This is a genomic window from Anaerobacillus sp. QJM3NY_17 (genome assembly GCF_056173665.1).
The window spans coordinates 3938607-3957891 of record NZ_CM149685.1 but is presented as its reverse complement, the minus strand read 5'-3'; the positions used below and the strand labels follow the sequence as shown (position 1 = coordinate 3957891).

The window sequence follows — 19285 nt, the reverse complement described above, 5'->3', positions numbered from 1 at the left end:
AAATCCTTTTATGAAGAGGATTTCATAATGAGGTAATTGAGGTGAAGTCATGGGGATTTATGGAGAGTTATATAGTCTTCAAGGACTGATAAATGGAAAAGCGAGTGACATAGCGGATCAATTGCGCCGTCTACGAGAAGCGAAAGCTGAAATTAATCGTGAGCAAAATGTGTTGCTCGGGGAAATTCGGAATTTGCGACGACCTGATTTATCAGATCAATGGGTAGGACCACTTTCTGATAAATATGATGCTGATCGAGAGGCTTCCTATCAATCCATGGTTCAGATAGGGAATGAACAGTACGATTTGTACCAAAAGGTTATCGATTCACGTATTCACTCTCTTGAAGCCCAGCAAAGTCACTTTAGCTTTCTAGGGAGTCTCGCACATGAAGCAGAATCTTTGTTACATAAAGGTGAAGATTATGCAGAGGACGTAACAGCGAAAATCAATCATATTAAAGGGAGGATTTTCTGATGTATAAAGCCGTTTCAGGCGGAGGATCTTCTACGGAGATTAAACTTAATTATTCAGAAGTGATCACGAAATTGGAAGAAGCGAAAAATACCGTTCAACATCTAACGTTACCAGAACCTTCAACAGGTCAACTTGGCCGTAACAAAATGAACTATACAGATGCCTGGATCAATCGCGAACAAAACCTCCAAAGTTTATTGAAGGATTATATGACGGTTGTGCAAAAAAACCTTGAAGATACGAAAGCGAATGTGGATTCACTTAAAGAGCAGGATGAAGCTATTACAAGATTTTAAAGAAGGGGTAGTCGTTATAAGTGAAAGTCTATGAAGCTTCAACCTTATTTGATACGATGTCGACAAGAAGAAGGGAATACGAGACGCTAAGAGAACAATTGATTACCCTACAAAAAGCATTTCAAAGCATCGTTGAACTTGATGAAGCCCTTAAAGGCAAAGGTGCCGATGCGATCAAAGGCTTTTATCAGGCTCAACTTGATGTGTTAAGTCTATGGATTCAACTCGTTGATCGAAATATTGCATTCTTTAGTGAGATTCCTGAAAAGGCTGCGTCAAGAAATCTTGAAAACGAAACCGTTGAGCTTCCTTTTTTAGAAGATGAGCTATCGAACAGCGAGAATAGAGCTAAAGAAATGATTGCAGATCAACAGGAAGATCTGCAACGGATTTTCGATCGCATCAGCGACATTCAACCACTGCAAGTTTTTTCTCGAAACGAAGTCGATCAACAACTTGATGAAGCAAAGATGAAACGAGAAAAGACGATCGAAAGCGTTGAACAATTTGATGAAGAACTAACGAGTAAATACACGATGATGGAAAGCAATGAGCAGGTTCTAACCGCTTTGTGCAGTGAATTAATGAATGCCTCGAGTCAAGGGAATCAGGTTTCATCGATCTACTACGATGCGGAGTCTTTTCATTCGAGTGATATTTATTCGGCGATTGCTGCGAGTCAAGCGGAAGCGGCTAGCGTGAAGAAAGAGCAAACTTCTCAGGAAGTTGAATCGGCTGTGGAGGAAAATGAAAATCCTTTTATTGAATCGGTTAATAGTTTTAAAGAGATTGGTACTGATTTTTGGGCTGGCTTTCAAGAGCGTGGCGAAAAGAAAATGGATTCTCTCTACGACTTTGGGAATTATCTCACCTCAGGATTATTCGAGGGGGTAAGAGGTGCTGTTAGTGCAATGGACGAACGATCTGATAAAGCTATGGATTCACCGTATGATTTTGTGAATTACTTGACGAGTGGTGGAGCGGATCTGGTGACAGACGCGTTAAATCCTGAAGATGATTTTTCGAAAGAGCATTGGTTGAGTAGTTTTGGGCTGGCATCGATGGTTGCTGGGGCGAAGGTGAGTGTTCCTAAAAGCAGCACGGCTAAGATGAACAGCATCAAGCATAGTGTTCATCCGGACGTTACAAGGAAAGTCATGAAAGAGACTTATCAAAAAGTGGTGCAGGGTCCACTGATGAATACGCGAGTGGATATGAAAGAGATTGTGCGGAAGGTCCTTGATTATAAGGTTCCGTTGCGAACGGATTATGCTTTGGCGGGAGTTGGAGATATTCCTCATAATACTGTGAGAGATATGGGGAAGAATGCTAGGGAAACGTTTAATCTTAGTAGTGTGAAGAAGGATAAAGGGACAGAGGGAAATAATAGAGGTAATTTAACTAAAGAAGTCAAAGAGATAGATTTTGGAAAACATATAATAAAAGGCGAAAATGGCAGAAAAAAATTAATGCCAATTACTAAATATGTGACAAGCGATAATTATAAATATACTACTGATGAACTTGGGCGTATTGTTAATGTAGAAGCCTCTGAGCTTGTTTTAAAGAGAGCTGATAGAAACAAATATGCCCAAGCAAATGTAGGTGGTAATGATAGGTTAGTAGACGATGATGGTGGCCATTTAATAGGAGCACAGTTTAATGGTCCTCCAGATATTGATAACCTCGTACCTCAAAATAGTCAAATTAATAGAAGAGGTGGAGTTTGGTATGATATGGAGACAGAATGGGCCAATGCCTTAAAAGAGGTACCACCTAAAAAAGTTTCTGTTAAAATTCAACCTATTTATTCTAGTAAATCTATGCGGCCAGATATATTTATAATAAAATACAAATTTGAAGGAAAAAGACAAGTTAGGCTAGAGATATCAAACCAATCAGGAGGTTAAAATTATGAGTTTTGAACTTCAATTAAATAACTTATATGAACAAATTGCACAACATCTTAACGAATTGATACCAGTTGAATGGAGTGAGGTTTATTTCAATGGAGAAGTAAAGGGAAATGAGGGCGGTGTATATTTTTTCTTCATCCCTGTTGATAGTCAAAATGAAGTAGTTTACTCACATGATATACCAGATTTATATAATGTTAGTGAGAAATCATATGATCAAGAACTTCATAAATTGTTTGAACTTACTACTAAGGTACAGCAGGTGTTTATAGACAATGATCAAGAACCGTGGTTTTCAGTTGCATTCATTTTAAATGCGTCTGGTAAATTGAATGTGCATTTTGACTACACTAACTGGCATAACAGCGAATTCGGTCCTACAGATCGGATTGAGTATTTTGAGTTTAAATATGTAAATCAAAATAAAGAACAATTTGATACAGACTTAATGAAGAGAATGGCGGCCTTTGAAGAAAAATAAAAAAAGTGTGGGACAAATTGAATTGTAGCCTTTAATATGAACAGTTCAGTTAATAAAAAATGACCTGGGGGACATGGGGACAGGTTCCTCGTCCCACTGGATCTGTTCAAGCAAAATATTATACGCTGAAGAAGTAATGAAGGAAACCCGCTGAGTTAGCTGATGCATCCGCTTGGTGGGCTTTTTTTGTTGTTATGAAATGTTTTATTTTGAGACAAGCCTTTTTATTTATATGGTAAAATTATCAAAAAGATATTATTTTGATGGGGAATAGATAATGAATGAAACGATCAAACTTATTCCAAATGATATACAAACTATTAAAGTCGTTAAAGATGAAACAACTAAACTAATTAAACATTATGCTATCCAATATAGGAGGGACATGGAAGCAGGTACAGATTCCTCTTCTCACCGGAAAGCGAGGTATTAGGAGGGACATGGGGACAGGTTTTTCCTCCCAACCAGTGACTTAGGACATATCCAATAAAATAGTAAAAAATACCATATTTAGCTTTATTAGAGGATAGGATCTTACCTATCCTCTTCAAGTTAACGGCTATAGCCGTTAACTTGGCTTGTTTAGACATACTTAATCGACTGTACCACCTGGCACAACCTAATCCGTGGAAGTTCTTCATCTCCCCATTCTTCCATTCCTGACAAGCTCGTTTTCGATACTTCTCTTTAAACTCATCAAGGGACGTGGGGACAGGTCACCCGTCCCGTTAGTGATGTCTTCAGTCTTGTTTTATATTTGCTGGGACAAGGTACCTGTCCCGCTGTACCCAAGGGCACCTCAATTTAAGTATTGGAATATTAGTGCTGAAGAAATTAAAGATTTAAGAACGGCAATATCTGATGTTAACTTTGTCAATCCAAGCGGTGTTCATGGAGGATTGGTTCAACTAAAGCGCATAATGAATTAATTACAATTATAGATACTTCCAACGACTATAATACATTTGTTAGACGACTTAATAATTGGGCTAATTACAGACTTGAAGGTGGGGTTATGGCTTTACCAAAAGGTCTTAGATTAAACTAGGAGGATAATATAATGGAAAATCAGGGATGGGTTTCAGTTTGGTTAGGTAATATTGAAGAAAATCACTCCGTAGGAGATTATTTGGATATAACTTATGATGAGGATGGTGAATCCGTCTCCTCCCAGTTTTTTATTGACTTTAATATTGATAGGGATGATACAGATGAGGATACTATAGAAAAAGTAAACTATAAAAAAAGAAGTAGTGATATCTCTACTTTGTTAAGTGGGTGTTCATATGAAGAGATTATTATTCCGAAACTCATGGGAAATATAAAATTGGAAAAATCATATAATGCAGTAATTCTCATATATAATTTTGAATATAACAATGAAATTACTTCAGCCGGAGCTTTTGATTTTATAACTACTACAAATTATGAGTGAGAATATTAAGGGACGTGGGGACAGGTCCCCAGTCCCGTTAGTGATGTCTTCAGTCTTGTTTTACACGGCTATGGGGACAGGTACCTCGTCCCACCGGGAATCTCGGAGTTAGTATAGAAGCGATACAGTCATTCTTTAGTAATTGTAGAATGTTTATGATCAAATCTGCAAAGTTGTTTTATTAGATAATTGCTGGGCCAATGTATCTGTCCCTTTGTCCCCCAGGTGTTCTCGCTTAGCCTTTATGAGTGGTCTCGAACCCCCCCTGAAGGTTTCAACTATCTATATTATAGATTGCAATTCAAGAGAGAACGTTATTCATAGTGTCTAATTTATAGGTTATAGTTTAGTATGAAGTAGGTGTCTCCCTCTTCCCGAGTTCTTCGATAATGTCTTTAAGGTAGGAATCTTCTCCAATGTTGCCAGGGAAGATGATATATGGGAAGTTGGGGAATTTGCTTTCAATTCCAGTGATCCAAACTGGTACTCCTTTCTTTATTTGACCTAGAACTTGAGCTTTTTTTACGTTTAAGCCCTTTTTGGCTATGTCACTAGAGGTAATTCCTCCCTTGGCAATAATAAAAGAAGGTGTGCTTTCAAGCTTCATTACAATACTACTAAGGGCATTGGATATTTGAACGGAAATTTCTAATAGGTCCTCATCGTCCATATCCTTCGATATAAATACTTCTCTGCTTGTAAAGATAACTACATTCTGCCCCTTTTGAATTAAATTCTGTGCTTGATTTGATATAGTTTGAATAACCTTTTTTTCATTTTGCTTAATCACTTTTTGAATATTAAATTCCAAAAAAGTTACTGGTAGATTTGAATCCATTAGTGCTTTCAGTTGTTTAGTTGTTTTGTCTACATGAGAGCCAACGATGATTAAACCACCGTTTTGATTGTTTGTATTCAGTAATTCCTTACCTGTTAATAATGGTTTGTCAGGAATTCTTCCAAACACTTTAACAAAAGAAGCTGCAGATCTGATGATGAAATTTTTCTTGTTTGCAAGGGACAGTCGCAACGATTCACAAAAAAATTCTAACTGACTATACTCAGTGGCATTCACAATTACTTTTTTTTCATTTGATATGGAATCTAGTTTATTCATTAATGGATATATGTTTGCTTTTTTCAATTCTTTATGATCAATATACATACACTCATTCTCTTTATATAGTCCATTGGTTTTTTCCTCGATATACAATCCAAGGTGCGAATGGTAATAACCAAAGGTCTTATCCTTGGAAAATTCAGTTTCTGCTATAGGAACTAATTTATCATTTTCTTTTAAATAATGAACATTGTCAATCGTGATACGTCCGCCCTCAAAAAAGCTTGGACAAATGATTTGTCCATCCATTTCGCGTCCTGTTAACTCTCTAATAGTCGCAGAGATAATATCCATCTCCAAGATATAATGGCCGCGAAGAGTGGAGTCTCCTCTACAAATAATTACAAACTCTTTGCCACTTTCTTTCGAAACCTTAACGATATTTTTAGCTATTTCTTGATGTGTTTTAATCGTTTTTTCTTTTGAAAAACTCCTTGAATTAGTTAAAATAAAAAACATTTCCTCAGATTCATTAAAACCTTCCCTAACGGAATTAATATCCCAGCAGGTATATACGGAAAGATTGTGAATGGTTTGAACTCCGGTTGGATCATCGTCTAAGACAATTATTTTCCTGTCCATTAAATTCATTACCACCTTTTGTTGTTTTCTGGATTTCAAAATAATTCAATTACTATTTTATATGAGCTCCATAAGGCAAGGACTGTAGTTCCAATCAATACAATATTTTCAAACCAATTATTAAGAAATTGAGTCGGTAAATATTTTTTTCTTGTAGCTAGAAACAGCAATCCAATTGCTATAGCAGGAAGGCATGCTGCTTGTAGAATTGTGGTCATTAAGGTTAATTCAATGAAGCCGGGCATTCCAGGTATAAACCAAATAAATGCTGAAAACATGAAAAATATAGCAATGTACTTGTATAAAGGATCGCTCTCAGTTGTGGAATACTTTTCTTTTCTTTCGGGTTTTATAATCCATAGGTTATCCATGGCAACATTGTTATAGCCGTGGATAATGCCAAGTATTGTACTATATAATGCACCGAAAACTCCTAGGTAAAATGCAAGTCCACCTATACGTCCAAACTCTCCTTCTAATGCCCTTGCGATGTCACTTAATGATGTTACTTCAATACCTTGCGGACGAAGAATTTCGGCACCAACCACCCAAATAGATAGATTGATAACAACCATTATAATTATGGTGAAAAGCAATTCATTTCTTTGTATTTTCTTATATGATGAATTATTCCAACCTTTTGCACGGATGGAACGTGGATATAGAAAGTTAACTATTGAGCCAGCTACTGCACCAATCATTGATAATGTTATGGCTAACGAACCAAACAAACCGGTTCCCTCTGGCATTTCAAATGTAAAAACGCCTTTTGCTAATTCATTTGGATCTGGAGTACTCGTAAGCGCTAGGTAGATAAATGCTATGGTCATAACAGCCAATAAAACTTTCATGACGTTCTCAAGTTGAGAATAAACGTTCGTTCTCAATAGGAAAAAACAAGAGATAATCACAATAACTGACCAAAAGAAAGGGCTTCCAAAACCGTTGAAAATATAATAGAGTGCCTCACCAGATCCCTTCACCATATTTGAAATAGCCATATGCCCTAATACAATAGCCATTGTCATAAATAGGAACGGATAGATTTTACTAATTCTTGTATAGGCTTCAAATAATGATATTTTTTCGATGTTACAAAGTTCGAAACGAGTCAGAATATTGACAACGATAAATCTAATCATACAAGCAATTACTAAAACCCACATTAGAGCATATCCGTAATGTGAACCTGCAACCGAGGAATCTACTAAATCTCCAGCACCAAGCCCTGTTAACATAAAAATTACCCCAGGTCCTAGAGACTTCAGTGTTTGTTTCCACGTCAATTTTTTGAATTCAACTTTTTCCGGTTGAGGATTATACTGTGGTTCCGTGTTAATCATTATTATCCCCCCATAACTTTCTTAATGTTTTGGATATAATTCATTGAATTTTGATACTGTGTTTTTTGCGAGTTCTCCTAGAGTCGTAGTATCAGACATCATAACCACAATACGATAACCTTTTTCATATAAATCCTTAGCTTGATGAATATTACTCGCAACCGTTGCCAGGGCTTTGTCTGATTGTAATACTAACTTTTCTATTTTACTAATTGTCTCCTTAACTTCGTATGCCTGGGGATTCCCAAAGTAACCCATAGATGTAGATAAATCCATTGGTCCTATAAATATCCCATCAATTCCTCTTACATTTAAGATTTCTGGTAAATTATCAACTGCTTCCTTCGTTTCAATTGCAACAAACAAACTGATTTGTGCGTTTGCGTGTTCAAGATAATCTTTACCATTCATAGCAAACCCTCCAGCCCTCGGACTTGGCGCAATCCCTCTAAAGCCTTCGGGAGGGTATTTACAAGCCTTTACTGCTTGTTTGGCTTCTTCTACGGAGTTGACATAGGGAACTAATATTCCGTGAGCTCCGGCATCGAGAACTCTTTTAATTACTACAAAATCATTCCATGGTACTCTTACAAAAGGTGTTACTTCATAACTTGATAATGCATGGAGCTGATGAAGCAATGACATTATATCTCCTGGTCCATGCTCCATATCAATTACTAAAATGTCAAAACCAGATTTCGCCATAATTTCTGCAGTTATGGGACTTGAGGCTTGTAGCCACCCAGCGGACATTTTTTTATTACCTAACAGCTGATCCTTTACACGGTTTTTAAATACATTGTTTAACTTTAGCACTTGAAACCCTCCTCGATTGTTTTCGTTTATATAAGTAGCAAGAAGTATGCCAACTTTTATGATTTTATATATTATTCAAAAAGCGCAGTTTAAAAGGGTTGTGAGTTTATTAAGTATAAATTTAGTACTTCATTGGTTCATAATATTGTTTAATGAGACATATTTGTTTCAACAATTTGTGTCATTAAACGAGAAAGGAAGGGTAATTATGTTACGATTAAGAAAACTTTTAATTGGGCATCTTCCTATGGTGTTCTGCGTTTTTTGTAAGCGCTATCTCTTGCGTTCATTCGTTTTTTAATAGTGAAATATAGTTACTATCCCATGGCCCCATAATAAAAGCTACTATACGAACTAGAAGGGGGAAATTAAGTGATTAAAATTGCTTTAGTTGTTCCGTGCAAGGACTTTATCAAAGATGCTGCTACTATTTTTAAAGAACATGATGAATTAGATTCAAATCAACAAAAATATCTATTTGAGTTTGAGGAGATTGTAATTGCTGAGGAAAATCAGCATGCTAAAATCCATGCAGATATTATTATTACTCGGGGACTACTAGCTGAAATTTTAAGGAGAGTTTCTGGGAATATCCCAATTGTTGAAATCGCTGTTTCTTCTTCTGATATACTTCGCACCATTCGTAAGTGTAGTGAGCAATTTGGTAGAAGGAAAATAGGTGTCATTGCTGCAAGCAACATGTTAGCAGGTTTAAATAATATATATGATTTACTTGATGCACCTATCGAAACGTATAGACTGGGTACTAATTGGAACGGGAGTTATTTGGTAAAAGAAGCTCATGCTAGTGGTTGTGAAATTATCCTAGGTGGAATTAAAACGTGTAAATATGCGGAAGATTTAGAAATTGATAATATGGTAATTGAATCAAGTCCCGAGGCGCTGTGGCAAGCAATTACACAGGCGAAGATAATGGTTATCACAGCTTTAAGAGAACAAGAAAAGGCAAAAAGATTACAGGCGATCCTTGATGGTTCTAGCGATGGGGTTATTGTGATAAATGAGAGTAACGAAATCGTAATGTTGAATCCTAAAGCAGCCCAACTAATGGACCTCGACAAGACTACTAATGAACAAAAAATAGAAAACACAACTATTTTACCGGAGTTTAAAGTATTAATGCAAGATACAAATGAGTATACAAATGAGGTTTTTCAATACAACAAAATAATGCTAAATATCAATAAACGCTTTATTAAAGTTAAAGAAGTAGTATCTGATATTGTATTTACAATTCAAGCGGTTCAAGACCTACAATTACTAGAGGGCAGTATAAGAAAACGAATTTATAGTAAAGGTCATACAGCGAATTTCACTTTTTCAAAGATTATTGGAGAAACAGAAAGAATGAAACAAATTATAAAAGTAGCAAAAAGATATAGTCGTACGAATTCGAATATCCTTTTAATAGGTGAAAGTGGTACTGGTAAAGAAGTATTTGCTCAAAGTATACATCGTGAAAGCAACAGATTTTCCAATTCGTTTGTGGCAATTAACTGTGCGGCTATACCTGAACAGCTCCTAGAAAGTGAACTATTCGGTTACGTGTCTGGAAGTTTTACTGGAGCTAATAAAAATGGAAAGGCTGGACTTTTTGAGATCGCTCATCGTGGAACTATTTTTTTAGATGAGATCGCCGAAATACCGTTAACCCTTCAGGCCAAACTCCTACGTGTTCTACAAGAAAGGGAATTTATGCGGGTAGGAAGTGATGAGGTTATTAAAGTAGACATTCGTCTTGTCGCTGCAACGAACAAAGATTTAAGAACTTTAGTGAAAGAGAATCGATTTAGAGAAGATTTGTTTTATAGATTGGATGTTTTAAGGATTGAATTGCCTACCTTAGAACAACATAAAGGTGATATTCCTTTCTTGGTCGAAGATTATTACCATAAAAATTATCCTGAGATTGAAATTACAGAAGAAGCGAAACAATTATTAATGCATTATTCATGGCCAGGAAATGTGCGACATCTCTATAACATTTGTGAGCGATTAGCTGTGCTATACACGCCTAATATTACTCAGTCAGATGTAAAAGCAGTTCTTCACAACACCTCACCTGGAAAACTTGATGACCATCCAACCAATGAAAAAGAACGCATTCTACAAACATTAATTAAAACACAATATAACCGTAGCAAAACTGCAAAGAGTCTAGGTATGAGTCGATCAACACTCTGGAGAAAAATGAAAGAATATCAAATTACTGTAGATAGAGGTTTGTCTTGAAATGAAGGAAATTGGAAATCACGGGGGTGGTGCTCATGAGGCACTTGAAAGTATAAACAGATTTTCGCAAATACTAATCAAAAAACCAGTTAAATCACCACCTCATTGATGAGCTAACTGGTTTTCTATTAGGAATAGAGAGTGAATCAGTAGAACCGTCTCGGTGATTCTTTACATGCTAAATCAATGTCTTATCTTGGTCCACTCGCTGAGGCTTGGCTAGAGGATTATCATGTTAATAAAACCTTCATTTCTTGTAAAGGTATCCATCTAAGCCGAGGAATTAGTGAATCAAATGAACAGCAAGCTCGCATTAAAAGGAAAATGTTAGATAGTGCGGATATTAATTTTGTGATGGTGTATTATAGCAAGTTTGGTCTCCGGGCATTCGCTCGTTTTGCAGAGTTGGATATGATCGATCACGTTCTTTCCGATCAAAAGCTGGATAATGATTATGTTCAGCAATTATCCGAACGTGCAATGAATGTGATTCGTGTTGATACTTAGACTACTCAGTATCCTCCATTTTGAACCCATGCCGATTGGCTTTGGGTTTCTTACTTTTTATAAATGAGAGCGGTGGACTAATATGAGGGAAAACCATGTTTTTCACAGTTCTTGAATGATACTAATGGTTCATTTTAGAGTTAAAATCTCTTACATAAGTAGGGAAAAGGGCTGTTCTTAGTGAACTCTCGTAAGCTAAAACTGATCTCCATATAAAAAAACAGGAAGCTATTACTTAGCTTACCTGTTTTTTTTATAATAAATTCAGTTAATCGGTAGAACTATTGTTCATAAGATCTGTGCTACCGTTTTTAAGTTTAAAAATATAAACGATCGAAATTGGATAATGATGATCGTACCCATTCAGACTAGGTAAATGGCATATTAAACAAACGTTTGATTAATATGCTTTTTAAACTAACCCTACTAATCATATTCACAAAATCCTAGAAAACCTCCCTCAACGTGATCTGACCACCCCTCAACATATAGTCAGAGAGATAATGTGACATGATTGTTGTAGACAATTTTTGTTCATGCAAAAATACTTATAATAATAAATGTCAGATTAATTAACATTTTCTAAAAATAAGATTATGGTTCTGAAAAGTGAAAGGGGAAGTTGGAATGGATTCGATGTTTTTGATGAATAGTCTTTGGGTGATGTTCTCAGCAGTACTCGTTATTTTGATGCTAGGTGGCTTCATTTTACTTGAAGCTGGGTCAACACGAATGAAAAATGCTGGCCATATTGCTGGTAAGACGATCTTCACATTTGGGATTGCTTCGTTAGTCTTTTGGGCAGTTGGGTATGGGTTAATTTTCGGTGAAGGAAATGCTCTCTTCGGTTTAACGGACTTTTTCTATTCAGGTTATGAAATTGAGGGATTAGGACTTTCGGCGCCAGTTTTCTTCTTATTCCAGTTAGCGTTCGCAGGTATTTCATTAACGATCGCATTTGGTGGCTTTGCTGAACGTGCGAAACTAACAGCTTATATTCTGTTTGCGGTTTTATTTTCGGTCCTCGTTTATCCTGTGATTGCCCACTGGATTTGGGGCGGCGGCTGGTTAGCTGAGCATGGGAAACAGGACTTTGCGGGTTCAACGGTTGTTCACCTTACAGGTGCAATGGGCGCTTTTGCCGCAACGATTCTTTTAAAACCACGGATTGGTAAATACAATAAAGATGGTTCTCCAAACAACATTGCCGGACATAATCAGGTATTTACGGCGCTTGGTGTGCTTGTTTTATGGGTAGGTTGGTTCGGATTTAATGCAGGTAGTACGTTATCTGCTGACGCTGCATTCTTTGGATTTGTTGCCATGAATACAAACTTAGCAGCAGGTGCTGGAGCTGTAGCCGCTTTGGTTGTGGCGTGGGCCGTAACAGGAAAAGCGGATGTGCCAACGATGTTAAACGGTGGATTAGCAGGATTAGTTGCCATTACAGCTTCCTGTGCCTTTGTCGACACATGGGCAGCGGTTGTGATTGGATTAGTTGCCGGAATGATCGTATTTTACAGCATGAGATTTTTCGAAAAACGGAAAGTGGATGACCCCATCTTTGCTTTATCTGTTCACGGTGTAGCAGGCGTTTGGGGTACGTTATCAAACGGTTTGTTCGCAACGCCAGAACTTGCGACTGTTGGGAAACCAGGACTTTTCTACGGAGGCGGCTTCGAGCAGCTAGGCGTTCAAGCGCTTGGTGTTGGTGCGAGTGGGGCTTATGCCTTTGGTGTTTCATTTCTTCTTTTAGTGATCATTAAGAAAGTGCTAAACGGATTACGTGTCACTGAAGAAGAAGAGATTATCGGTCTTGATCTGAGTGAACACGGTAGCTATGGCTATCCAGAATTTTTGCAGACGAGCGAACAGCCAGTACAACAAGGTGGAAAAAGCTCAAAATCCGGTTAATTGAGATGCAAAGGGGCTGTCGATATGGATGACGGTGTTGAAACTTATGAGGATCTAAACAAAATGAGAGAACAACAAATCAAGAACGTTGCGACAGATCATTTTGCACTGAATCATTTCCATGATCAGCTGATGAGTCAAATCGTGCATCTAGCAGTAGAGAAAGTGAAAAAAGAGTGGGGGCCACCTCCCTCTCCTTTTTCATTTTTTTTAATGGGAAGCGGCGGGCGGTTTGAGCAAGCGCTATGGAGTGACCAGGATCATGGGATTGTCTATGAAGTTACGAGCGAAGAGGCGAGCAACTATTTTCTTAAGCTTGGAAAAGAAATCTCGGTTGGTCTCAATACGATTGGATATGAATTCTGTGATGGAAATGTGATGGCGTCTAATCCACTTTGGTGTAAATCAATAGAAGAGTGGAAAAGGCAGCTTGAAAATTGGATGGATGATGAAAGTTTTGAAGCCATTCGTCATTTATTGATTTTTATTGACGCGAGAGTGTTAGTTGGTCGGTATACGTTTATTGAAGATTTAAAGCAAGTCATTCACTCTAATATCGAGGAATCACCATACTTATTAAAAAGAATGCTGAAAAATACGATGAGGCTTCAAAAAGGGATCGGTGTATTCGGACAAATACTCGTCGAAACGCATGGTACTCATACTGGAGAAATCAATTTAAAACAGACGGCTTTATTTCCCTATGTTAACGCAGTGAGGCTTCTTGCATTGAAGGAGAGCGTGATGACGACGTCTACTTTAGCAAGACTTGGTGCTTTATCAGACATTAGCCGCTCGGAGTGGAAGCAGTATGAAGATAAATTTAGGCAGCTTTTACAGTTTCGACTTCGTTATGGAAAACAAGAAGATTATGAAGCCGTTCATTATGTGACGATTGATTCCCTTCCTAGAGAACAGAAGAAAGAGCTTAAGGAGATTATGAAAAAAGGGATTGAGCTTTACAACGACACCACAAAGCACATCGAAAAAGGGTGTTCTAAATGAAGATGAATCAAATGGTTCAATATTTAAAGCAGCTGTCCGGTAAGGTGAATACGAGCATGTACGCATCAATTCAAGATCAATCAAATCCTCATCATATTTCCATGCTAAGACAGATGCAAAAAGAAATAAAAATGAAAAACACGTTAGAAGTACCCTTAAATCAATTACGAGTCGTTGTGTTTGATCTTGAAACAACTGGTTTTTATCCGAATAAAGGGGACACCATCCTGTCGATTGGGGCGGTGAAAGTAACCGGTGAAACCATCGAAAAAGATACTTTTTATTCATTAGTTCAGTCTAGTAACGCCCCATCCGGAGAGGTTACTGAATTAACGGGCATTAAGGCGGAAGATCTGGATTCCGCACCGCCCCTCTCAGATGTGCTCGCTCGATTTTATGAATTTATGAAAGGGCACACTTTAGTTGCGCATCATGCGAAGCATGAACAGTCTTTCATGCAACAAGCCACCTGGAGTTTGATGCGTGCCAGTTTCGATCATCGCATTGTGGATACTTCCTTTTTAATACGAATTGCTGATCCGGAGCTAAAAGGGTTTCAATTAGAAGAGTGCTGTACAAATTGCGGAGTTGAGGTAAAAGATCGCCATCATGCCCTGGGAGATGCCAAAATGACAGCTGAGCTTTGGTGTTATTACTTGAAGAGAATTCAGGAGATGGGATTTACGAATTTGCGTGAGGTTTATGAGCGGTTGGCGCGGATGGGGTAGTGGTGACAGGCACCATCCCCATTATGTTACCTACTGTTGAGAATCACGGAATGTTTTCGTAATTCCTTCTCAAATACTAATAGATTTCTGTATTTAAGACTCTGGTAAGAAGCAGGTAGCTAATACTTCTTTGATTAGTTACCTGCTTCTTTTGTTTGTATAAGAAAGTGAATCAGCAGTCCTGGCCTGCTGATTCGAAAACCATATCCCTCTTATGTATTACTAAACAAAACAACCCACCGCAGTCTAACGGTGGGTTGAAATTTAAAACCACAATAATCCAATGGCAGCTCCTTCAATAATAACTAGGACTGAAATGGCACTAAGCAGTAGATTTTTTTTACTTAATTTACTTTTACTAGATATAGTTTCTTGACTATCATGCAACTCATTACGTGGTTTAGTAGCTTCAGTTTTTTGTGAATTCTTATTTGCTTCCGATTGTGGTTCATGAGACAAAATAGCACTAGCCACTGCAAATTCAGTCGTGTGCGACAAACTAATCGAGACACTTTTTAATTCCTCGCCTAGGATTCTAACATAAGGCTCCCCGTTTTCTTTATGACAAATCTCAATCTGATGATATGGTAAATCAATAAAAATACGACCACATTTCCTGATTGCTTCCTTAGCGCAAAACCTTGCTGCAAAGTGCTGTGGGGGATCTTCTTGTAACATGCAATAAGCCATTTCAGATGGAGTAAATAGTCTCTTAAAGCTACTGTCCCCTTGAACATCTACTGTTCCTCGAAACGACTCTACCATTTCAATGTCAATTCCAGAAGAAATGTTCTTTGTATTGTTAACATGGTTAGTTGCCGAAAAAAGTTCTTCCTCTTTACTTACTGAAGTTTTTGGGGTTTTATCAAGTAGTACGAGAAGTTCCCCAACTGTTTCCGCTCTTTTTAGTTCACTTGTCGGTAATTTTATCCCGACCTGCTTTTCAAGACCAGCAACGAATCTCTCGAATAAAAGTGAGTTCAGTTTAATAGGTGTTTCCTTATTTACAGACGCTAGGGGGACTTCCTTGAAATCTGCGATATATGTCATGATTTCTTCCTTTTTTGTATTCATAGCCACCCCTCCAAACAAAGTCTGCAAATCAATTCATCTTCGCCACGAGCATTCACCATTTTTAAAAGGACACGATTCCCCTCAATGAGTTCATTCATCGATTTATAACATTTGCTACAGCAAGGGACTGCTTCTTTTAAAATGGTATTTTTATTTTGTTTTGCTAGATCCGTATATTTATTCAAACGTTCTTTTAACTTTAAAAGAAACTCTCCAGCTGTTTTCCCCTCTGTAACACGGTGATCGAAAGTTAGGGTTAGGGAAAGTGTTTCAATACCATTATCTCCAGCGTACCCCATGCCAAGAATAGCCGATTGATTTTTACTGATTAGCGGAATAAACCACGGAATTTCCAGGTTAGTTAGATCTGAAATATTAAAGGTAGCACTTGTTAGTGAATCGATCGTTAATGTGTTTGAGAGATAAGCCTCATAATGAAGCTCGATATTTTTCATGATATGGTTAACGGTCAACGTATCCGCTGTTTTAATAGCAGGAACTTTTAGACCATGTTCACCATCCATTGCAATACCTACATGAATGTTCTCATGGTAGACAATTCCTTGATCTGTAAACATGGCATTGAAAACCTTATATTCTTTGAGTAAAGCGGCTACTTCGTATGCTGTAATAGCCAGAAGTGTTACAGGGGTATCTAATGTACGCAAGTAGTCTTTCACACCGGATATTTGAACAAATTGTGTTAACACACTAGGTAGAGAGGGATGATGTCCTTCGCTTAGGACTTTAATTTCTTCTTTCTTTCGCCTTGGAACTTTAACAGCACTTGGATAGCTGATTTCTAATTTTAGTGGCTGATTTGTAGCGAGCGACATTTCTGATTTGGAAACGGCATGGTCATTATTCCGCAAAGCTTTCCTTTTAGACGGTGGAAGATGGGCTGGTCTTATCGTGTTAAGGCTTGTTCTAGATGATTGAACTTCGCCGAGGTGTTCTAAAACATCCTTACTCTTTATAAGAGATCTACCAACAAAAACAGCTTGATCAATTTGTCTATCTTTCATAAGTAAAAGAGCTGCCTTTGAGAAACGAGGAAGTTCACCAGCGTCTTGTAATCTATTGTTAAGTGGTAAAGAATCATTGATGAGACTAGTTTTTTCGACGTATTCGTCCTCACCAATTCGTGCGATCAACTTCCCCACTTCAATTTCTCCTGGTTCAATCAATCCTTGTATGATTCCAGTTTCAGGGCACGTCACTTCTTCCGTCGTTTTAGAGGTTTCAACTTCACATATCGCTTGTCCTTTCGTAAGGTAGTCGCCATTTGAAACAAGCCAGGTTGTTAGGGTAACCGTGTCGTCGTTGACATTGATGGCAGGCATTTTTATTTCAGGCATGTGTAATGACCTCCGTTACAGCTTTTACAATATCAGCATGATCAGGTAATGCGAGTGATTCAAGCGGCCGAGAGGATGGGATCGGAACTTTTGCAGGACCAACTCGTCTTGATCGCCATTTTGTTCCGTTTAATTTCTCGTGTATTTGTGAAATAAGCTCGCTACCAAATCCACAGAAGATCTGCCCTTCTTCCACGACAATGAGATGATTTGTTTTCTTAACTGACTCAATAAAGGGTTGTATATTTAAAGGGTGTAATTGAGTAGGGGTGATGATTTCGCACAAGATCTCGTGTTCATCAAATAATATTTCAACTGCTTTCTCAGCTTCTTCGAGCATTTCACCATACGCGACGATAGTAACATCGGCTATTTCATTTGAGGGGCTAATTTTAAGCATGGGATAATGACAATCACTTTCTTCGATCGTAAAGCCTTTTATTGGTGGAGCTACTTTTTTAGAATAGAGAACTTTGTATTCAAATAGTAGTGTAGGTTTGTTTGTAAGTGTTAATTTTTCATATACGTTCTCAATTGCTGAGCGCTGGTGGATCGCAATCGCTTCAACGTGTGGAATGCCAAGAAAATGTTTTTCAAGGCTCTGGCTGTGGGTTGGCCCGTATCCACGCTTCCCGCCCATTGGCGTTCTAATGACGATTGGTACTGTTACTTTGTCATTGAACATGTAAGGGAATTTAGCAGCATGGTTAATGATTTGATCAAAGGTTAAACTCATAAAGTCACCGAACATGATCTCAGTGAACGGTCTCATTCCTCTCAACGCAAGACCATTCCCAATACCAACAATCGCCTGCTCGGAGATGGGCATATTTAAGATACGATCCGGATGCTGGTCTGACAGCCCTTTTGTTACCTTGAAAGCACCACCATAAGGTGAGCGAATGTCTTCACCAATATGAATGAGGGTAGAATCGTTCTTTAAAGTTTCCTGGAATGAATCCCTGATGCGCTCGGCTATTCGCTTATTATTTCCTTCATCATGCCAGGCTTTCCATTTTACAACAGGTGTTTCTACTCTTTCTTCTTTTAAGGAAGCAGGATATGAGTCACTTTCGGATTGATTAATTGCCTTCTGAATGCGTTCCCTTGCTCTAATGATACTTTCAGATACCCAATCCTCTTCAGATGAATATAGCTGACTCAATATATCCTGTGCACGGTACGTTTCAATTTCTTCAGGATTACGATCGTCATCTCCTTTTGAGTGGGCCATTAATCTGTATGTATCAACAATGCATATTTCAGGGCCCAACCCGTTTCGAATCCGTTCGGAAGCTTCCTGAACAGTTTGCATAAGTTCTTCCAGGTTCCATGTCGATGTGTGAGTATAACGTATACCAAAAGCTTCGGCCCGGCCATTAATGGTTCCAGCGAGTGTTTCCTGCTGCGATGTTGATTGGGAATAGCGGTTGTTCTCAACAATGAGAAGGAGGGGGAGTTGGTGTTTGGATGCAATGTTCAGACTCTCGTAAACGGCCCCTTCTCCTAACGTACCATCTCCTAAGAATACAGCGCCGATTGCGTTTTGACCTTTCAGTTTCTCTGCCAACGCCATTCCTGCAGCGACTGGAATAGTGCCTCCCTGTATCCCATTGGAGTAAAAGCCATCCTTACAAAGGTGCTGACTGCCGCCTCTACCTCCACAGACGCCTGTTTCTTTACCCATAATTTCGCTGATCAGTCCCTCAACGTCATCTGTCCATGCAAGATAGTGTCCGTGGCCACGGTGGTTTGAGAAAACAAAATCATCTTTTTGAAAAGCTCTTGCAACTGCTATGCCAGTGAACTCTTGTCCAATACATGTGTGGACAGTTCCGTAGAGTTTACCTTGAGAAAAGAGGTCAAGCAACGCTTGCTCCGTTTCTCTTATTAAAATTCCGGTTTGGATAATTGTTTTGTGATCAATTAGAGACGAACTTTTGACGATAGTCATTTAACACCCTCCTATAGTGGAATTA

The 19285-nt window shown here is 38.1% G+C and carries 16 protein-coding genes and 3 pseudogenes; 12 read left to right on the top strand and 7 right to left on the bottom strand.

What is annotated here, in order from left to right; all coding sequences use genetic code 11:
• Positions 1 to 49 precede the first annotated feature (49 nt).
• From AC0VYV_RS20260 to AC0VYV_RS20240, 5 genes are all read left to right on the top strand, one after another.
• On the top strand, positions 50 to 478 hold the full coding sequence (locus tag AC0VYV_RS20260; protein WP_475374174.1) for a hypothetical protein: 429 nt from the start codon (positions 50 to 52) through the stop codon (positions 476 to 478).
• The gene (locus AC0VYV_RS20255) at positions 478 to 774 is read left to right on the top strand and encodes a YwqI/YxiC family protein (RefSeq protein WP_475374173.1); all 297 of its coding nucleotides are present in this window, start codon (positions 478 to 480) and stop codon (positions 772 to 774) included. Before AC0VYV_RS20260 ends, AC0VYV_RS20255 begins: the two co-directional genes overlap by 1 nt.
• A 20-nt stretch (positions 775 to 794) precedes the next feature.
• Positions 795 to 2684 (top strand): T7SS effector LXG polymorphic toxin, encoded by a 1890-nt coding sequence (locus AC0VYV_RS20250; RefSeq protein ID WP_475374172.1) that lies wholly within the window; start codon positions 795 to 797, stop codon positions 2682 to 2684.
• 4 nt (positions 2685 to 2688) lie between these two features.
• Positions 2689 to 3171 carry an immunity protein YezG family protein gene (locus AC0VYV_RS20245; RefSeq protein WP_475366047.1) on the top strand — a complete coding sequence of 161 codons (483 nt, stop codon included), beginning with the start codon at positions 2689 to 2691 and terminating at the stop codon, positions 3169 to 3171.
• Between the two features lie 277 nt (positions 3172 to 3448).
• A complete protein-coding gene (locus AC0VYV_RS20240; RefSeq protein ID WP_475366046.1) occupies positions 3449 to 3604 on the top strand; it encodes a hypothetical protein in 156 nt (51 codons plus the stop codon).
• 88 nt (positions 3605 to 3692) lie between these two features.
• On the opposite strand, the pseudogene AC0VYV_RS20235 reads toward AC0VYV_RS20240, so the two are convergent.
• A pseudogene (locus AC0VYV_RS20235) lies at positions 3693 to 3869 on the bottom strand (IS5/IS1182 family transposase); the annotation flags it as partial.
• Positions 3870 to 3953: 84 nt separating this feature from the next.
• Here AC0VYV_RS20235 and AC0VYV_RS20230 point away from each other — a divergent pair.
• Both AC0VYV_RS20230 and AC0VYV_RS20225 read left to right on the top strand, forming a co-directional pair.
• A pseudogene (locus AC0VYV_RS20230) lies at positions 3954 to 4219 on the top strand (T7SS effector LXG polymorphic toxin); the annotation flags it as partial.
• Between the two features lie 12 nt (positions 4220 to 4231).
• Positions 4232 to 4606, top strand: a complete 375-nt coding sequence (locus AC0VYV_RS20225; RefSeq protein WP_475374171.1) for an immunity 22 family protein — start codon at positions 4232 to 4234, stop codon at positions 4604 to 4606.
• A 346-nt stretch (positions 4607 to 4952) separates the two neighbouring features.
• Here AC0VYV_RS20225 and AC0VYV_RS20220 read toward each other — a convergent pair whose 3' ends face one another.
• From AC0VYV_RS20220 to AC0VYV_RS20210, 3 genes are read right to left on the bottom strand one after another with little or no spacing between them, the layout of a single operon-like run.
• A complete protein-coding gene (locus tag AC0VYV_RS20220; RefSeq protein ID WP_475366045.1) occupies positions 4953 to 6308 on the bottom strand; it encodes a four-carbon acid sugar kinase family protein in 1356 nt (451 codons plus the stop codon).
• Between the two features lie 35 nt (positions 6309 to 6343).
• Positions 6344 to 7651: an Nramp family divalent metal transporter gene (locus tag AC0VYV_RS20215; RefSeq protein ID WP_475366044.1), complete on the bottom strand. Its 1308-nt coding sequence runs from the start codon at positions 7649 to 7651 to the stop codon at positions 6344 to 6346.
• A gap of 21 nt (positions 7652 to 7672) precedes the next feature.
• Entirely contained in the window at positions 7673 to 8467 is a 795-nt protein-coding gene (locus AC0VYV_RS20210) for an HpcH/HpaI aldolase family protein (protein WP_475366043.1), read from the bottom strand.
• A 372-nt stretch (positions 8468 to 8839) separates the two neighbouring features.
• Between AC0VYV_RS20210 and AC0VYV_RS20205 the strand changes: the two genes are divergently transcribed.
• The 5 genes and pseudogenes from AC0VYV_RS20205 (at position 8840) to AC0VYV_RS20185 (ending at position 14874) form a co-directional block, all read left to right on the top strand.
• On the top strand, positions 8840 to 10720 hold the full coding sequence (locus tag AC0VYV_RS20205) for a sigma 54-interacting transcriptional regulator (RefSeq protein WP_475374170.1): 1881 nt from the start codon (positions 8840 to 8842) through the stop codon (positions 10718 to 10720).
• A 171-nt stretch (positions 10721 to 10891) separates the two neighbouring features.
• Positions 10892 to 11227, top strand: a pseudogene (locus AC0VYV_RS20200) (DeoR/GlpR family DNA-binding transcription regulator); the annotation flags it as partial.
• 627 nt (positions 11228 to 11854) lie between these two features.
• Positions 11855 to 13141, top strand: a complete 1287-nt coding sequence (locus AC0VYV_RS20195; RefSeq protein WP_475366041.1) for an ammonium transporter — start codon at positions 11855 to 11857, stop codon at positions 13139 to 13141.
• A 24-nt stretch (positions 13142 to 13165) separates the two neighbouring features.
• Positions 13166 to 14146: a DUF294 nucleotidyltransferase-like domain-containing protein gene (locus AC0VYV_RS20190; protein ID WP_475366040.1), complete on the top strand. Its 981-nt coding sequence runs from the start codon at positions 13166 to 13168 to the stop codon at positions 14144 to 14146.
• Complete coding sequence (locus tag AC0VYV_RS20185) at positions 14143 to 14874, top strand: exonuclease domain-containing protein (RefSeq protein ID WP_475366039.1); 732 nt, start codon at positions 14143 to 14145, stop codon at positions 14872 to 14874. The genes AC0VYV_RS20190 and AC0VYV_RS20185 overlap by 4 nt, the downstream gene beginning before the upstream one ends.
• A gap of 264 nt (positions 14875 to 15138) precedes the next feature.
• On the opposite strand, the gene AC0VYV_RS20180 is transcribed toward AC0VYV_RS20185, so the two are convergent.
• From AC0VYV_RS20180 to AC0VYV_RS20170, 3 genes are read right to left on the bottom strand one after another with little or no spacing between them, the layout of a single operon-like run.
• Positions 15139 to 15948, bottom strand: coding sequence for a 4'-phosphopantetheinyl transferase superfamily protein (locus tag AC0VYV_RS20180; RefSeq protein WP_475366038.1), 810 nt, complete (start codon positions 15946 to 15948; stop codon positions 15139 to 15141).
• Entirely contained in the window at positions 15945 to 17306 is a 1362-nt protein-coding gene (locus AC0VYV_RS20175; protein WP_475366037.1) for a 2-oxo acid dehydrogenase subunit E2, read from the bottom strand. The genes AC0VYV_RS20180 and AC0VYV_RS20175 overlap by 4 nt, the downstream gene beginning before the upstream one ends.
• Positions 17299 to 19260, bottom strand: a complete 1962-nt coding sequence (locus tag AC0VYV_RS20170) for a dehydrogenase E1 component subunit alpha/beta (protein WP_475366036.1) — start codon at positions 19258 to 19260, stop codon at positions 17299 to 17301. Before AC0VYV_RS20170 ends, AC0VYV_RS20175 begins: the two co-directional genes overlap by 8 nt.
• Positions 19261 to 19285 lie beyond the last annotated feature (25 nt).

Bases quoted from the DNA above. Each gene is read 5' to 3' on its own strand.
- AC0VYV_RS20260 (WP_475374174.1), top strand. From the start codon at position 50: ATGGGGATTTATGGAGAGTTATATAGTCTTCAAGGACTGATAAATGGA.
- AC0VYV_RS20255 (WP_475374173.1), top strand. From the start codon at position 478: ATGTATAAAGCCGTTTCAGGCGGAGGATCTTCTACGGAGATTAAACTT.
- AC0VYV_RS20245 (WP_475366047.1), top strand. From the start codon at position 2,689: ATGAGTTTTGAACTTCAATTAAATAACTTATATGAACAAATTGCACAA.
- AC0VYV_RS20240 (WP_475366046.1), top strand. From the start codon at position 3,449: ATGAATGAAACGATCAAACTTATTCCAAATGATATACAAACTATTAAA.
- AC0VYV_RS20225 (WP_475374171.1), top strand. From the start codon at position 4,232: ATGGAAAATCAGGGATGGGTTTCAGTTTGGTTAGGTAATATTGAAGAA.
- AC0VYV_RS20220 (WP_475366045.1), bottom strand. From the start codon at position 6,308: ATGGACAGGAAAATAATTGTCTTAGACGATGATCCAACCGGAGTTCAA.
- AC0VYV_RS20215 (WP_475366044.1), bottom strand. From the start codon at position 7,651: ATGATTAACACGGAACCACAGTATAATCCTCAACCGGAAAAAGTTGAA.
- AC0VYV_RS20195 (WP_475366041.1), top strand. From the start codon at position 11,855: ATGGATTCGATGTTTTTGATGAATAGTCTTTGGGTGATGTTCTCAGCA.
- AC0VYV_RS20190 (WP_475366040.1), top strand. From the start codon at position 13,166: ATGGATGACGGTGTTGAAACTTATGAGGATCTAAACAAAATGAGAGAA.
- AC0VYV_RS20185 (WP_475366039.1), top strand. From the start codon at position 14,143: ATGAAGATGAATCAAATGGTTCAATATTTAAAGCAGCTGTCCGGTAAG.
- AC0VYV_RS20180 (WP_475366038.1), bottom strand. From the start codon at position 15,948: ATGAATACAAAAAAGGAAGAAATCATGACATATATCGCAGATTTCAAG.
- AC0VYV_RS20175 (WP_475366037.1), bottom strand. From the start codon at position 17,306: ATGCCTGAAATAAAAATGCCTGCCATCAATGTCAACGACGACACGGTT.
- AC0VYV_RS20170 (WP_475366036.1), bottom strand. From the start codon at position 19,260: ATGACTATCGTCAAAAGTTCGTCTCTAATTGATCACAAAACAATTATC.